Source organism: Mesoplasma corruscae, assembly GCF_002930145.1.
Classification (GTDB): Bacteria; Bacillota_I; Bacilli_A; order Mycoplasmatales; family Mycoplasmataceae; genus Entomoplasma; species Entomoplasma ellychniae.
This window is the reverse complement of record NZ_PHNF01000002.1, coordinates 57950-74884: the sequence shown is the minus strand read 5'-3', so window position 1 is coordinate 74884 and position 16935 is coordinate 57950. Positions and strand designations below refer to the sequence as shown.

The window sequence follows — 16935 nt, the reverse complement described above, 5'->3', positions numbered from 1 at the left end:
TAAAGCCCTTCTATTTTAACTATCTTATATTTATTATAAAGCATTTTGCATAACTTTATCAATAACTCCACCACCAATACATATTTCATTTAAATAAAATACCGCTTCTTGACCAGGAGTTATTGCTTTGGTTTTCGTTTCATATTCAACTAAATATTCTTCATCATTAAGTTTAATCAATTTTACACTAACATCATCTTGTCGATATCTAAATTTTGCACTACACTCAAAACTATTTTTATTTTTAAAATAATTATTTAATTCTACAGTTCAATTAATTTTGTTAACAATACAACTTGATGATAATAAATAACTTTCATCACTTGCAGGGCAAACATAAATAATTTTTTTATCAATATCTTTTTTAGCAACATAATAGGGTTCATTCATTCCACCTAAATTTAAACCTTTACGCTGACCTAAAGTATAATACATTACCCCAATATGTTTTCCAATAACTAAATTAGTTTTTATGTCAACAATATCACCTGGCTGATTTGAAATGTAATTTTGCAAAAATTTTGTGAATTCTCTTTCGCCAATAAAACAAATTCCAGTTGAGTCTTTTTTATCAGCTGTGACTAAATTTAAGTCATTTGCAATTTTTCTAATTTCAGGTTTAGTTAATGCTTGCAATGGAAATAATGTCTTTGATAATTGATTTTGAGTCAATTGACATAAAAAATAAGTTTGATCTTTATTTTGATCTACAGCTCTGATCATTTCATACTCTTTAAATTTATCATTATATCTAACACCAGCATAATGACCCATAGCAATATAATCTGCTTTTAAATTTTTAAGAGCATATTCCATAAATTTATCAAACTTAATATATTTGTTACATAAAATATCTGGGTTTGGTGTTCTGCCTTTTTCATACTCATCAAGAAAATGTTTAAATACATAATCTCAATAATCTTGTACAAAATCAACTCTATGTAACTTAATATTTAATTTTTGAGCAACCGCTTGTGCATCCATATAATCTTGTTCTTGAGGGCATATGTTATTATTAATTTCTTGATTACCAAGAACATCATTATTAATTGATGAATCTCAATTACGCATAAATAAACCTTCAACTTCATAGCCTTGCTGTATCAACAAGTGAACTGCAACTGATGAATCAACCCCACCAGATAATCCAACAATTACCTTTTTTTTCATACACCCTCCTTTCATAAAAAATTACTCTAATATAGAGTAATTATATTTTAACACTTTAATCTAAAATATTTTTTGGTTTAAAATCAGATAACTTTTCAACTTCTTCTAAAAGTTTTCTCTCATCTTTTGATATTGAAGTTGGTACAGCAATTTTTATTTTAAGAATTAAATCACCACGTTTATCAGAACTTTGATTTTTATATAAACCTTTATTGTGTACTTTAATGACTTCACCACTATTTATTCCCTTAGGAATTTTTAATTTAATTGGGCCATCTAATGTATCAATAATAATTTCATTTCCTAAAATAGCATCAATAAATGAAACATTATAATGCATAATTAAATCACTCGAACTTGTAAATTCGAATACTTTAGAATTTGCTACAGCAATATGAATATAAAGATCACCATTTTGTCCACCTTCATGTGAAGCATGTCCTGCATCTCTCATAATCATTTGTTGACCAGGTCTTAATCCATGAGGTAATGGCAGCTCAACATTTTCAACAACTTTTTGAATCCCTTTACCATGACACTGCTTACATGGGTTTGATATTTTTTTACCAGTCCCTCTACATTCATCACATGTTTGTTGATTTTGAAATTGCAAAGGTCCCATTTGCCTATTAACAATGATTTGCCCAACTCCATTACATTTTTTACATATATGGACGTCATTTGGATTTTCTGAACCAACACCTTTACATTTTCCGCAATTTCTTAATAAATTTAATTTAACACTTTTCTTAACCCCGAAAACTAATTCTTTCATTGTCAGTGTTACTTCAATTTCAATACTTTGCCCCTGTGAATTTCTTGATTTTGAGCGTGATTGTTTTGCTCCACCAAACATATCAGAAAATATGTCACCAAAATCCATTCCACCCATATTTGAAAAGAAATCACTAAAACCGCTAAAACCTTGACCACCACCAAAGCCATTATTTTCAAAAGCAGCATGACCATATTGATCATATTGCGCTCTTTTATTACTATCTAATAAAACACTTGCTGCTTCATTTATTTCTTTAAACTTTTCTTCAGCATTTGATTGTTTATTAACATCTGGGTGATATTGTTTTGCAAGTTTACGATATGCTGATTTAATTTCTTTTTCATCTGAGTTTTTACTTACTTGCAAAACTTCATAATAATCTTTTTTAGCCATGCTTTCCCTTCTAAAAATAAACTAACCAAAGTTAGTTTAGTTTTTTAATTATTGCTTATCAGTTTCGTCAGACTTAATTTCTTCATTCTCTGAAACTTCTGGCTCTTGTGCATTTGCAAATTGCGATGCCATTTGAATCATTTGTTCTAATTCATTAATTTTTGCTTCTAATGTTGCATAATCTTCTTTTTCAATTAATTCTTTAACTTCAACTAACATTGCTTCTGCTTGTTGTTTTTGTTCAGCTGGAACTTGCTCTCCACCACTTTTGATTGAAGTTTCAATAATCGCAACATAACTTTCAGCTTTGTGTTTTAATTCAATATTTTTTCTTTTTATTTCATCAGCTTCAGCATTTGCTTCTGCTTCTTTGATCATTCTTTCAATGTCAGCATCACTTAATGCTCCTGAATCTGAAATGGTAATTGATTTTTCTTCATTAGTTGCTTTATCTTTTGCAGATACACTAACAATACCATTAACATCAATTTTAAAAGTAACTTCAATTTGAGGAACACCTCTTGGAGCTGGTTTGATTCCTGTTAATGCAAATTGCCCTAATGATTTATTGTCACTAGCCATTGGTCTTTCACCTTGCAACACATTAATATCTACAGCTGGTTGATTATCTGCAGCAGTTGAAAATATTTGAGATTTTTCTGTAGGAATAGTTGTGTTTCTTTCAATAAGTTTTGTCATAACTCCACCCATTGTTTCAATACCAAGTGATAAAGGAGTAACGTCTAATAATAAAACATCAGTTACATCACCAGCCAACACACCAGCTTGAATAGCTGCTCCCATAGCTACAACTTCATCAGGATTAATTGTACGGTTTGGTTCTTTGTTTAATAAGTCTTTAACTAATTTTTGCACTGAAGGAATTCTTGTTGAACCACCAACCAACAATACTTCATTAATATCTGATGCAGATAATTTAGCTGCTTGTAAAGCATCTTTAACTGGTTTTGATGTTCTTTCAACTAAATCTTTAGTTATTTTATCAAATTCAGCTCTAGATAATTGAGTTGAAAATGAAACAGGCCCTGATTCGTTCATCGCAATAAAAGGTAAATTAATTTCAACTTCTAATTGACTAGATAAATTTATTTTTGCCTTTTCAGCTTCATCTTTTAACCTTTGCAATGCCATTTTGTCATTTTTTAAATCAACTTTAGATTCTGTTTTAATTTTTTCAACTAATCAATTAATTATTTTTTGATCAAAATCATCTCCACCAAGTTTATTATCACCACTTGTTGATAAAACTTCAAAAGTACCATCTGCTAATTCAAGCACAGAAACGTCAAAAGTTCCACCACCAAGATCGTAAACTAAAACTTTTTGTTCAACATCTTGTTTTTCTAAACCATAAGCCAAAGCAGCTGCAGTTGGTTCATTAATAATACGTTCAACTTCTAAACCAGCTATTTTACCAGCATCTTTTGTTGCTTTTCTTTGAGCATCATTAAAGTATGCTGGAACAGTAATAACTGCTTTAGTAATTTTTTCACCAACTTTATCTTCAGCATATTTTTTCATGTATCTTAGAATTTCAGCTGAAATTTGTTCTGGGGTATATTCTTTTGAATTTATATTTAATTTTTCTTTAGTTCCCATTTTTGATTTTACTGAAATAATTACATTAGGATTAGTTACTGCTTGTCTTTTAGCAGCACCCCCAACAATAATATCTTCATTTTTAAATGCCACAACAGATGGTGTTGTACGTTGTCCTTCTGGGTTTTCTAAGATGATGGGTTGCCCACCTTCCATAATTGAAACAACTGAGTTTGTTGTCCCTAAATCTATTCCTATAATTTTTTCTTTTGCCATATTTTGTTTCTCCTTATCTTCATACATACACAAGTATGTTTGCTTTCTCTCCACAACCACAAGTTGCTTCTGATTCTTTTTCTTCTTTTAATTCTATGTTTGCTTTAAAAAAATCTGAATATCCTTTTTCTAATGATGCACTAATATGAACACCATTATGGACTGGAATTATTAAAGTTTTACCTTCATTTAATAAACTTTCAATTTTCTTTGGATAAACACTATCCAGACTTTTAGCATTATAAATATTTTTTAAATCTTTTGCCATTATTCACTCACCTTTACTATTGCATGAACCAATACACGATCATGGATCATATAACCATCACTAATAACACTAACAATTTTATTTGAATCAAACTCTGTTGATTGAACCAACTCATTTGCTTCATGTATATTGGAATTAAACTCGTCTCCAGGTTTTACACCCATTGCTTTAATCCCATTATTTTCAAATGCATTTTGAATTTGATTAATAACCATATTAAATCCTGTTAGATAATTTTTAACTTCAGGATTATCATTTGGTGCTTCGACAACTTTTTTTAATAAATCAAAAGGCTTAATCAAATCTTCTGCTAAATTTGCTGAACCATATTTTCTAATAACAGATTCTTGTTCATTTCTTTTTTTAGTCAAATTAGCTATATCAGCATTTCTTAAACCTTTTTGAAAATAAATTTCTTCTTCGAGCTTTAGGATTTTATCTTTTAATTCTTTTATTTCCAATTTATGTTTCTTATCATTTGATTTGACTTTTACATTTGATACATTTTCTAAAATAGTTTCTGCACTATTTTCAATTGTTGTTTTTGCTTTTACAGCTTCATCAACTATTTTATCAACAACATCTTGAATATCTTTTTTATCTTTATCCATTTTCTTCTCCTTCTGAGTTTATAAATTCTGTAAATAATTTTATTAAGTGATTTGCTTGTGAATAATCAATTCTTTTTGGTCCAACTAAAGATAATGTTGTAGACCCTTGTTTAGTTTGAAATGTAGTTTCTAATATCGTTAGATCAGACAGTTCTTCAGAAATCTCTTCACCTATTTTAGTAGTTATGATATTTTGTTTTTGGCTTGCAGAATAATTTGCATCAAATCAATCAAAAGATGACATACCTTCCATCAAACTTATAACTTTTTTTAATTTATTAGTATCATTAAACTCCGGGTTTTCTAACATATTTTTTATACCAACAATTTCTTTTTTAGAACTTTGTTTTTCTAATATAGTTCCAATAAATGTCTGAAGAATATACTCATAGTTATTTATGCTCTGAGCTAAAATTTCTTTTAAGTTTTCCATATTGTTTTCAATTTCATTTAAAGGCGTATCTATTAAACAATCTGAAAATATTTTAATAGCTATTTTTAAATCATCAATACTTACATTAGAAAGGTTAAAAGTTTCAGTTTGAATGTTACCATCTGATAATACAAAAGTTACTAATGCTAAAGTTTTGCTTAAAGGAATCAAATCCATTTTTTTAACAGCTAAAAGTTTTTGATTGTTTTGATTTGTGACAACAACTGCACTCATTTTAGTGATCTCACTAATAATCTTTGCAGCTTCTTCTAAAACTTCATCAATGTTAGATTTTCTTGAATAAATAATTGCTTTAAGTTTTTCTCTTAACGTTTTGTCTTCTGTATCAAATGTCATCAAGTTATCTACATAATATCTATAACCCTTTGTAGAAGGTACCCTTCCAGAAGAAGTATGTTCTTTTTCTAAAAAACCAGTTTCTTCTAATGCAGCTGACTCATTTCTAATAGTAGCACTTGAAACACTTATAGTTATTAATTCTTGAATTGTTTTAGAACCAATTGGTTGATTGGTTTTAATATATTCTGAAACAATAATTTTTAATATTTCTGCTTGCCTTTGCTTCAACATTTTACCACCCTTTTATATATTTTAGCACTCTAATGTCTTAATTGCTATTTTTTTCAAAAATTAATTAAATATTGTATCTAAAGTGAAAATGTTATCTTGAATACTTATTGTATATTTAACATTTATTTTTATATGGTCATTAATTATATTTTGGGCAATTAAAGTTTCAATGTGTTTTTCAATATATCTTTTAATTGGCCTAGCACCATAGTGGACATCATAAGATTCTTTTACTATTTTTTCAACTGCATCATTACTAAAATTTATAAATATGTCTTTATCTATCTCTAAGCGATTTGATAATATATTCAATTCTTTAATTACTATCTTTTTAATATCGCTAACGCTTAAAGCATTAAATGTAACAATGTTGTCTATTCTATTTAAAAACTCAGGTTTAAAGAAATTATTTAATTCTTGATTGATTTGAATACTTAATTCTTTTGGTTCTAATCCTTGTTGTATTATATTACTTGTTAAGTTAGAAGTTAAAATAATAATTGTATTTTTAAAATCAACTAATTTCCCTAATGAATCAGTTATACGCCCTTCATCTAAAACTTGCAATAAAACATTAAATACGTCCGGGTGTGCTTTTTCAACTTCATCAAATAAAACTATTGAATAAGGATTTCTTCTAACAGCCTCAGTTAATCTTCCACCTTCTTCATAACCAACATATCCAGGAGGAGCTCCAATTAATTTTGCAACACTTTGTTTTTCCATATACTCACTCATATCGATTCTTATCATTTTTTTAGGTGAGTTAAATAATATATTGGCTAAACTTCTTGCAACTTCTGTCTTACCAACTCCAGTTGGTCCTAAGAACAGAAATGAACCAATAGGTTTATTTGGATCTTTAATTCCGCTCCTACTTCTAAGTATTGCTTCGCTTACAAGTTTTAGTGCTTCATTTTGCCCTTTAACTGTTTTTTCTAATTCTTTTTCTAAACTTAATAACTTTATTTTTTCAGTTTCAATTAATTTATCAACAGGGATACCAGTTCATTTACCAACAATTTCAGCAATATCTTTTTCAGTTACCTCTTCACTAACTAGTCCAGTAGTTTTTACATTTTCAATTTCAACTAACTGTTTTTCTAAACTTGGTAATAATGAATACTGAATTTCACCAGCTCTTTTATAATCACCATTTGCTTGAGCATAATCGAGTTCTTTTTTTAAACTTTCAATGGTTGTTTTAACATTATTAGCATTTTGCAATGAAGCTTTTTGTTTTTCTCATTCAGCAGATAATAATAATTGGCTTTCTTTTAACTTATTCAATTCATCAACAGCTTCTTCAAGTCTTTGTTTTGACTTATCATCTTTTTCTTTTGATAAAGCGCTTTTTTCAATTTCTAATTGAATCACTTTCCGATTAATTTGATCAAGTTCACTTGGCACACTCGATAATTCAGTTTTAATTGTAGATGCAGCTTCATCAATTAAATCTATTGCTTTATCTGGTAAAAAACGATCATTAATATATCTTGAAGACAAGCGGGCTGCAGTCACTATTGCATTATCATGTATTCTTACCCCATGATAAGTTTCAAACCTTTCCTTTAAACCTCTTAAAATTGATATTGTTTCATCAACTGTTGGCTCTTCAACCAAGACTCTTTGAAATCTTCTTTCTAAAGCTGAATCTTTTTCAATGTACTCTCTATATTCTTTTAAAGTGGTGGCACCAATTGCTTTTAACTCTCCTCTTGCTAATGCTGGTTTTAATAAGTTAGAAACATCCATTCCACCACCATTACCAGTTTTACCAGCTCCAACAATTAAATGAAGCTCATCAATGAATAAAATTATTTCACCACTTGTTTTGTTAATTTCATTAACTATAGCTTTTACTCTTGCTTCATAATCACCAAGATACATAGCACCAGCCATTAAGCTTCCCATATCAAGTTCCAAAATTCTTTTATTTTTAAGAATTGAGGGGACATCACCTTTAACAATTCTTTGGGCTAAACCTTCTACAACAGCAGTTTTTCCAACTCCAGGTTCACCAATTAATACGGGATTATTTTTTGTTTTTCTTGAAAGAATGCGAATAACTCTCATAATTTCATCTTCTCTACCAATTATAGGGTCAATTTTTCCTTCTTTAGCAATTGCTGTTAAATCTCTTGTGTACTTTTTTAAAGCATCACTATTGTCATCTTTTTGTTTTAATTCCATAAAATAAATCTCCTTTATTTTTTAAAGCCATTCAGGCTTATCAATATCTTAATACATAAAATTAGCAAAGTCAATAGTAGAGTGCTAAAAATTTAAATATTAAAAAAGTTACTATTTTAAACAGCAACTTCTCCTATTAACTTACCATGAGATTTATAATTAATAACTTCAATGTCTTCAAAGCTAATATCATAAATTGATTTATTTGAATTAATTTTTATTTGACATAAGGGCATAACTTCTCTTTTCAATTGTATTTCAATTTGATCCATGTGATTTAAATAAATATGTGCATCCCCAATAGTGTGAATAAAAAACCTTGGTTTTAAATTACATTCTTTTGCAATCAATACCATTAATAAAGCATAAGAAGCTATATTGAATGGGACCCCTAAAAATATATCACCACTTCTTTGGTAAAGTTGTAAATCTAATCATCCATCTTTAGATACATAAACTTGTCACATTGAATGACAAGGGGGTAATAACATGTCACCAACTTCAGCTGGATTTCAAGCACTCACTATATGTCTTCTTGAATAAGGATTATTTTTAATCCCTTCTATTAGCAATTTAAATTGATCAATTCCAAAAAAGTTTCTTCATTGTTTTCCATATACAGGACCCAAATCACCATATTGATCAGCAAAATTTTGATCTTCTTTTATCTTGTTTACAAATTCTTGTAAAGTTTCGCCTTTATAATCAATTGATTCTTTAAAATTTTTATAAGGTCACTCATTTCAAATCTTGACATCGTTGTCAACTAAATATTTGATATTTGTATCCCCTTTAATAAATCATAATATTTCATGAAAAATTGCTTTATAAAAAACTTTTTTAGTTGTTAATAAAGGAAATCCATTTCTTAAATCATATCTTTGTTGAACACCAAATTTTGATATAGTACCTGTTCTTGTTCTATCCTCACGTCTTTCACCATCAGTCAAAACTTCATTAATTAAATTTAAATACTGTTTCATATTTATAAATCCCTTCAGCAAAAATCATAATGAAATTATATAATATTAATACTATTGATTTAATGTATTTTTTAATAAAATATTTTTATTTAAATACTCTATTCCTTTATTTGTTAAGATCCTTCCTTTAATAGTTCTGGTTATTAATTTTTCTTTAATCAAAATTGGTTCTATGTTATTGATAATAGTAGCACTTGGAACATTTATCATTTGTCCAATATAATCAACCCCGAGACATTTATGCTCTTTAAGTTTTTTTAAGTATTCAAAATCTTTTTCATATAAACCAAATTCATATATTTGCATTTGACGAAATACATAATAAATACTTTTTGGACTAAAATCATTAATCTGATTAGTTGTATAATAATCATTAATCCTTTTAATAAGATTAATGATTATTCTTGGTGTGTTTCTACAATGATTAGCAATAATCAATTGAGACTCATAAAAAATATCAATATTTAACTTTTCAGCAGTCATTTTAACTATTTGACTAAGTTCTTGTTTTGTATAATCACTAAGTTGAAAATAAATAGCAAATCTATTTATAAAAGGGTGAGCTAATTTATCTACTTGAGTAGTGGCACAAACAATAGTAAAGTTTGGAAGCTTAATATCAACTATTTTAGAATTATAGTCTTTTCCAATAATAATAGATATTTTGCTATCTTCTATAACTGGATATAAAACTTCTAATATTTCTTTACTAACAGAATGTATTTCATCCATAAACAAAACTTCATTTTCCTTAATAGCAGTTATTATTGATATTAAGTCACTAGGTTTGGCTAAATTAGGCCCATTAATAATATGTATTTTAACTTTTAATACCTTGGCTATTAAATAAGCTAAACTAGTTTTCCCCATACCACTAGGACCACTGATTAAAATGTTATCTAAACTTTTTTTATTAGTTACACTTGCTTGTGTGTATATTTTTAAACTATTAATAATATAAGATTGTCCTAAAAAATCTTCTCATTTTTCTGGTCTAAAACTTTTATTCATTTATTAACTCCATAATAGCACTTATCATTTGTTCTATAGATAGTTTATTATCAATAGTATTAATAGCTTTTAATATATCTTTTTGCTTATAACCTAATTTTGTTAGACTTATAAGTACTTGTTCTTTTTTACTATTTAATTTATTTGCAAAAAGATATTGCTGTAATTGATCAATAATGAGTCTTGCTGTATATATACCTATATTTCTAATTGATGATAATAATTCAACATCACATTGTTTTGTAATCAGATACAGTTCTTCAAATGTGAAATTATTTAATAACAGCAATGTTGTTTTAAAACCAACTGTTTTTATAGAAATTAAATTATTAAACAAATTTCTTGTTTCTAATTTCTTAAATACTATTTGAATATCACTAAACTCATTTTTAAATTCACTTATATAAAACTTATATTCTTGTTTTTGGTCTAATTCACTTAATTTATCTGATAAAAGATAATAAAAGTAATATCCATATTCTTTGTTATCTAAATAAATATATTGTTCATCTATACTTTGTATTTTAGTTTTAATGTAATTTATCATTTATACCTCATTATGTTATTAAACAAAAAAATAGAATCATGCGATTCTATTTGATTAATTTAATTAAAACTAATTACTAAGCACCAGTTTTTTAATTTTCAGCACCATTTCCTTCAGCAGCAGCATCAGCAACAGTTACTTTAAAAGTTACATTTTCAGCATCTTTATAAGAAACAGTAATTGTTGATTCACCAACAGCTACAGGTGTAATTTTAATTTTTGATCCTTCAACTGCAACAGTTGCAGCAGCAGGAGTACCAGAAACGGCTGAAATATTTTGACCATCAATTGGATTTGTAAGTGAAACAATAACTTCTCTAACTTCTTCTCCAACTTTCATTGACACGTCACCAATTGCTGCAATTACAGGTTTTGTAGAAACAACAGCTTCAGCTTTAATAGCTCCAGCTATTTCAAAAGATTGTCCGCTTAATTTGTAACCATCATTGGCAAAAGGTGTAACTACAACATCAGTTGTTGATCCGTCTTTAAGAACAGCTGATAAAGATTTAACTCCTTTTAAAGTTGCATTTGTAGTGTCTTTTAATTTAGCAGCTAATTCAGAATTAACAGCAGCTAAGTCAGCCAAATCCTTAATGTCACTACCTATAGCAGTTTTAATGCTTTCAACTTTAATTTTTGTGTCACAAGCAACAACCCCAGCTGAAGCAGTTGCAGTTAAACCAACAGCAGCTAATAATGTTAATAATTTTTTCATATCTTTATTATATTTCCCTTCTTATAATTTTATAGATATTTAAATATGTATATTTCACAATATTGTTACCTATCTAAAAAAAGATGTTTCAATATTGCTTATTTAATTATAACTAGTAATTAAAGTGAAATGTTAAAAAATGAAAAAATATTGATTTAAAGTTAATTTATATTTAAAATTATAACAAGAAAGAAGAAAAAGCATGAAATTAAAAAATGAAAAATGAAATGAATCAAGAAATATAGTTTGAAATGTATTAGTTATTATTGTTGTTGGTTGGTTGTTAATTGGTGCAATTGAAGGAATTGGTTTTAGACATAAAATTAAAAATTATTATGAACAAGATCAAGAAGATTATTATTACACCATCTATATTGTTAATTTAACTAAACTAGGTTTATATAACAGTATTATAAATAATACACAAGTGAGCATTCCGAGTTCACTAAATGTTTTAAATCATGATACTTATGGACTAATGGTTGCTGGAATTGTTATAACTTTTATTTCAGCTTTAATTCCTTTAACTCAATTTTTCTTTGAAACTAACAAAGAAAATAAAACAAAGAAAATAAAAAAAGTTCTATTTTCTTAGTTAGTCGAATTATATGTTTAATCGGAGTCGGTCTAGTATTAGTTGCAATCATAGTATATTTAGTTAAATTCACAAACATAACAAATACAAAATTTGATAGCAATAATGACGAGGTTTATCAACCATCTAGTCAGTTGTTTGACATGGGGGCTTATCTTGGATTAATGATATTAGTTTCAACTTGTTTTATTATTCCCATCATTTCACCAATAAATTTAAAATAAAATTACATTTTACACTTACAAATATGAAAAATAATATTATTTAAGGTTATTTTGGTGCATTAATTGTAAAAGATATTTTCTTTTGTTTTGAATAAGAATCAATTTTTCTTTTTCTTCTATTAATATTTCTCTAATTTCTTTTTGTGTTTTATTAATATTTTTAATTTGTTGATCAACTTTTTGTAATTCTTTAATGATTGCTTGTCTAACTCATTTATATTTAGCTTTATTAGCTAACAAATAAATAGGCGTATTTTTTGCATAATATCTAATAGTTCATATAACTCAAGGAATAACTCCGATACATCAAGCAAACATAAAATAGAATATATCAACTCATTGTTCTGGTTTTATTGGGTCGTTTGGCTGAACATATTGAATATAAAATATTGTAATAGCTAAAGGATAATACAACAAACCAAAAATTAAAAATCCTAATTCACAAATCATTATCACACCACCAATAATAATTAAAGATGCACGATTGAACTCTTGAATATTTTTCTTGTGATTTACTAACATTTGCTTTTCAATAATTTTTTGCAACATTACACGCACTACAAAAATTCTTACTAATAACACTCCACCTACCATTACTAACAACAACGATATAATTCCAGTTAGAATTCAAGCTTTGGTTTCCATAAACACCTCAATATTCTTTCTTTTAATAAATTATAAAACTAATTAAATCATTATTAATAAAATAAAAATAAAATTTTTGATAGTTTTAAATAAATAAGATATAATTATTTTTATATGTTTTTATTAAATTACAATGGAGAATAAATAATTATGATATTAAATATTTTTAAAAAGAAAGTTTTATTTAAAGCTATTTTTGGTTTGACTGCAACAACAGTTGTTGTTATTACACCATTAAGCGTAATTGCATGTGTACCCACAAGTGATTTGAATGCTAGACCAATTAATTGATATAGTCCTGTAAATACTTTGGATCGAACACCAAATGCTTTTGCTAATGATTCATGTTCTATTCTTTGAGATGAAGACCAAAAATTATTTTATAGTTGAATGTTATTTAGAAATGGTAAAGGTTTTCCTTCTGGGTGAATCGAAATGACTTCTCCTGATTTAAACACTTGAACGCAAGGTGAATATCGAATTCAGCAAAAAAGAGAATTTGACACGATAAATGGTAAAGGTTCAACTTCAGCTTTGGGTGGATCAGTTTGAGTTGATACTGATGGTAATTTTTTTGAACCAGGTGATGTTGTTTTTGTTGTTTCAATGCAACCTTCAAGGATATTAACTCCAAAAAATGAACCAGAAGGTCAGATTTTAACTGGTGATAATTCTTCATCAAATGGTGATAATTCTTCATCGAATGGTGATAATTCTTCATCAAATGGTGATAATTCTTCATCAAATGGTGATAATTCTTCATCAAATGGTGATAATTCTTCATCAAATGGTGATAATTCTTCATCAAATGGTTTAGTTGGTATTGATAAAAATAATGGTGATGAGGAAATAATCAACAACTCTAACATAACTGATGAAAGCGGTATTGCTTATTTTGTTTCACATGGACTTGGGCAAGATTTTTATAAAACAGGTGTTTTATCCAAAGAAAATTTAAGCAAACCAACAGATAATACAAATTGAAGAGATACATTTGTATTTCAAACAGATGATGGAGTTTATTTTGCAATTTCTGCTCATAACCGTTTAGAGTTTTGAAAAATTAATTCTTTTGAAGACAATGAAAAGGGTGGTAAAAATAAAATTGAAAAAGTAAGTGAACTTTTTGTTAGAAATATTGGGGTTGAAGTACCAAATGTTGTTAAGATAGGTGAAAATTTATGGTATGTATCAGCATCAGTTCAAGACAACCCATTTGGTGGACCTTTTCAATCTGCATGATGAACGTTGTGTGAATGAAATGCTGAAAAAGGATTTATCCCAGTTACAATTGGAGATGATGGTAAATATCATCAAGTTGAAAACTTTAGAACTGCTGAAGCTGCTTTAAAAATTGAAGAAGAATTTCCAGATGATAAAGTTATAGACTGAGATAAAACTAAAAACGAAGATTATAAAAAAATGGTTAATATCTGACAAGCCAATGAGTATGGAACTGAAGGTTATGCACAAAGAGTTAGTGATCCTTATCAAACACAAAACCAAAGAGGAAAAAAGATTGCTGAATTTGCAATTTCACGTTCAATGGTTTCAAACTGAGCATATGATACAGACATTTGAGCATGAAAAGGTGGATCATACGGAAGTGAAAAGTTAACATTTAAAGATGGTAAGCCTAATTTAGTGATGAACGATAAAGTTGAAACTTTAGTAGATAACGGAACTGCTGTTTACAATTTGAAAGGATCAGACTTAGTGGACGGTTACAGTCTTGATTTTAATAATAAACTATTTTCTTTTTATTTAAAAGATAACATTACACAATGAGAAAATAATGTTTCTACAAAATTAAAAAAATGAAATAATAAAGGTGGTCCAACTGATTTAACTGATGATATCACTATTGTTTGAAACAAATGCACACTAACTTTTTATAATGAAACAAAAGGTTGAAATGCTCATTTTATGTTACCACAATGAACAATACATGAAATTAAAGAAGGAGCTAAATCAATTAGCTCTGGTAATTTGATTAAACCAGAGTTATAATGATTAACATAAAACATAAATGATGTTTTTTATATTTAAAAAAATAATGGATTTTGAAATGATCATGTTATTTTATTACAGGGTGTAATTCACTAATCAAATAAAATGCTTAGCTATAAAAGTCAAAAAATGAAAGATTCATTATAAAATCTTTCATTTTTTTATTCTTCACCAAATTCTAAAGTTCCTAATATATTAGTTAACTCGCTTGTTATTTTATTAAAGAATTGATTTTTAATCACATCTGCTGATTTTTTGATTTTATTAGAATTATTAATTAAACTTTGACTTACTTTATCTAAGCTCTCCATTTCAGCTTTTATTTTTTTATAAGAAGTAGGGAATGTTACGCTTCAGTAGTTATTTAACTTTTCTTTTTGTGCTTCTAGTTCTTTAATAATATCATTGTTAGATGAACTAGTTAAGATGTTAATCTTTTGATTAAGTTCATATTCGAATTCAATAAAACGTCTTAGCATTTGACCAACAAAAATAAAACTTTCTGAATCAGTGATTCAAATATTGTCATACTCATTTGATTTAATAAATGGTACACCACGATATTGGTCATTAAAACTAGTAGCTATTAAAATACCGTATTTAGTTTTATTATTAGCAACATCTTGTGCTAATTTATTAATTCATCCATTAGATCATTCAGCATTTTTTACTTCATATACTATTTTTCCTACAACTTCTTTTTTAGCGTTTTTTATTGTTTGTAAGTAATCAGCTTTTCTATCACCAGTAGTTAATTTATCTATTTGGTCAAATAGTCCAAACCCTTTTTGCAATTCTTCTTCAACTTCATGTTCAAAGTTTTCGCCTTTTCTTTTAGAATTAATAATTTTAAATTCGCGATTAGCTTGTGTTAATTCATTAATTCTATTTTCATATTCATTTTTAATAGTTAGTTCTTTTTTTTCTGATTCTAGTTCTTTAACTTTAACTAAATTATCAATTTCTATTTGTTTATTATTTAATTGTAGTTTTAAATCATTTAACTCTTGGTTAAATTGATTCATTATAACTTCTTTATTTTTTGCAACTTCAAGGTTGAATCTTTCTTCCATTGCCTTAATTTCTAATTCTTTATTAGCTACTTTAATTTCTAAACTATTTTTAGTTTCATTAAATTGATTAATTAATGTATTTTTCTCTTTATCTATTTCTAAAGCTTTTTGTTCATTTAATTGTTTTATTAAACTTTCTTTATTATTTAATATAATTTTAAATGATTGTATTTCATTGTTAAAATCATTAGTCATTGTTTGTTTAACTAGATTAATTTCTGATAAGTGTTTTTCATTTAATTGTGAAACTATTTCACTATTTAACTGTTCTTTAAGCTCTATTAGTTGTTGAGCTTTTAACTCACTTAAATAGTTTTCAATTAGTGTTCAATTTGAACCATGATTAGCAAATGATTCTTTTGTAATGTCCTTATGACAATGAGGACATTTAAATAAGATATTATTCATATAATATCTCCCTTCTATTTATATATTGAATGTTTAAAAAATAAGAATAAGATAATAATCTCACTTTCTGTAATTTTTAAGGTTTCCACCTATTTTTATTATACAATAAATATTAGTTAGAAAGACTAGGTATTGATATGGGGTTTGAAAGAAAAGAATTTAAAGGTTATGAAAAGAAATTTGATGACAAAAAAGGATTTGGAAATCGCAATGGTGGAAATAGAGGATTTGGAAATCGCGATGGTGGAAACAGAGGATTTGGTGGTCGTGATAAAAAACCAGATGGAATGAGTAATGGAAGAATTGATAACTTTGAAAAACCATTATTGTTATTATTAAAGGAAATTAGTGAAAAGTTAGATATTTTAATTAAAGATAAACAAGATGCAGAATAATTGTTGATTAATATAAAAAATGAGACCGCATGGTTTCATTTTTTTTGTAAATA

The 16935-nt window shown here is 27.2% G+C and carries 16 protein-coding genes; 3 read left to right on the top strand and 13 right to left on the bottom strand.

The genetic code is table 4. The features are described from left to right. Window positions 1-33: 33 nt before the first annotated feature. The 11 genes from mnmA to MCORR_RS02805 form a co-directional block, all read right to left on the bottom strand. A complete protein-coding gene (gene mnmA / locus MCORR_RS02855; RefSeq protein WP_104208080.1) occupies window positions 34-1170 on the bottom strand; it encodes a tRNA 2-thiouridine(34) synthase MnmA in 1137 nt (378 codons plus the stop codon). Window positions 1171-1225: 55 nt separating this feature from the next. After that, on the bottom strand, window positions 1226-2341 hold the full coding sequence (gene dnaJ, locus MCORR_RS02850; RefSeq protein WP_104208079.1) for a molecular chaperone DnaJ: 1116 nt from the start codon (window positions 2339-2341) through the stop codon (window positions 1226-1228). A 48-nt stretch (window positions 2342-2389) separates the two neighbouring features. Then, window positions 2390-4177: a molecular chaperone DnaK gene (gene dnaK / locus MCORR_RS02845; RefSeq protein WP_104208078.1), complete on the bottom strand. Its 1788-nt coding sequence runs from the start codon at window positions 4175-4177 to the stop codon at window positions 2390-2392. A gap of 13 nt (window positions 4178-4190) precedes the next feature. Then, window positions 4191-4445, bottom strand: a complete 255-nt coding sequence (locus MCORR_RS02840) for a hypothetical protein (RefSeq protein WP_104208077.1) — start codon at window positions 4443-4445, stop codon at window positions 4191-4193. Then, window positions 4445-5056 carry a nucleotide exchange factor GrpE gene (locus MCORR_RS02835; RefSeq protein ID WP_104208076.1) on the bottom strand — a complete coding sequence of 204 codons (612 nt, stop codon included), beginning with the start codon at window positions 5054-5056 and terminating at the stop codon, window positions 4445-4447. Before MCORR_RS02835 ends, MCORR_RS02840 begins: the two co-directional genes overlap by 1 nt. Beyond that, window positions 5049-6080 (bottom strand): heat-inducible transcriptional repressor HrcA, encoded by a 1032-nt coding sequence (gene hrcA / locus MCORR_RS02830; protein ID WP_104208075.1) that lies wholly within the window; start codon window positions 6078-6080, stop codon window positions 5049-5051. The genes MCORR_RS02835 and hrcA overlap by 8 nt, the downstream gene beginning before the upstream one ends. A gap of 60 nt (window positions 6081-6140) precedes the next feature. Beyond that, on the bottom strand, window positions 6141-8273 hold the full coding sequence (locus MCORR_RS02825; protein WP_104208074.1) for an ATP-dependent Clp protease ATP-binding subunit: 2133 nt from the start codon (window positions 8271-8273) through the stop codon (window positions 6141-6143). A 116-nt stretch (window positions 8274-8389) separates the two neighbouring features. Next, window positions 8390-9256 carry a thymidylate synthase gene (locus tag MCORR_RS02820; RefSeq protein WP_104208073.1) on the bottom strand — a complete coding sequence of 289 codons (867 nt, stop codon included), beginning with the start codon at window positions 9254-9256 and terminating at the stop codon, window positions 8390-8392. A gap of 51 nt (window positions 9257-9307) precedes the next feature. After that, window positions 9308-10267, bottom strand: a complete 960-nt coding sequence (gene ruvB, locus MCORR_RS02815; protein ID WP_104208072.1) for a Holliday junction branch migration DNA helicase RuvB — start codon at window positions 10265-10267, stop codon at window positions 9308-9310. Continuing rightward, entirely contained in the window at window positions 10260-10814 is a 555-nt protein-coding gene (ruvA, locus tag MCORR_RS02810; RefSeq protein ID WP_104208071.1) for a Holliday junction branch migration protein RuvA, read from the bottom strand. The genes ruvB and ruvA overlap by 8 nt, the downstream gene beginning before the upstream one ends. A 91-nt stretch (window positions 10815-10905) precedes the next feature. Beyond that, entirely contained in the window at window positions 10906-11532 is a 627-nt protein-coding gene (locus tag MCORR_RS02805) for a lipoprotein (RefSeq protein WP_104208070.1), read from the bottom strand. A 202-nt stretch (window positions 11533-11734) separates the two neighbouring features. Here MCORR_RS02805 and MCORR_RS03795 point away from each other — a divergent pair, with 202 nt between their 5' ends. Further along, entirely contained in the window at window positions 11735-12127 is a 393-nt protein-coding gene (locus MCORR_RS03795) for a hypothetical protein (protein ID WP_181021219.1), read from the top strand. Window positions 12128-12387: 260 nt separating this feature from the next. Here MCORR_RS03795 and MCORR_RS02795 read toward each other — a convergent pair whose 3' ends face one another. After that, window positions 12388-12996: a hypothetical protein gene (locus MCORR_RS02795; RefSeq protein WP_104208069.1), complete on the bottom strand. Its 609-nt coding sequence runs from the start codon at window positions 12994-12996 to the stop codon at window positions 12388-12390. Window positions 12997-13146: 150 nt separating this feature from the next. Here MCORR_RS02795 and MCORR_RS02790 point away from each other — a divergent pair, with 150 nt between their 5' ends. Continuing rightward, window positions 13147-15006, top strand: coding sequence for a hypothetical protein (locus tag MCORR_RS02790; protein WP_104208068.1), 1860 nt, complete (start codon window positions 13147-13149; stop codon window positions 15004-15006). A 161-nt stretch (window positions 15007-15167) separates the two neighbouring features. Here MCORR_RS02790 and MCORR_RS02785 read toward each other — a convergent pair whose 3' ends face one another. Beyond that, window positions 15168-16487 (bottom strand): DUF2130 domain-containing protein, encoded by a 1320-nt coding sequence (locus tag MCORR_RS02785; RefSeq protein ID WP_104208067.1) that lies wholly within the window; start codon window positions 16485-16487, stop codon window positions 15168-15170. 137 nt (window positions 16488-16624) lie between these two features. Between MCORR_RS02785 and MCORR_RS02780 the strand changes: the two genes are divergently transcribed. Continuing rightward, window positions 16625-16882 carry a hypothetical protein gene (locus tag MCORR_RS02780; RefSeq protein WP_104208066.1) on the top strand — a complete coding sequence of 86 codons (258 nt, stop codon included), beginning with the start codon at window positions 16625-16627 and terminating at the stop codon, window positions 16880-16882. Window positions 16883-16935: the final 53 nt, after the last annotated feature.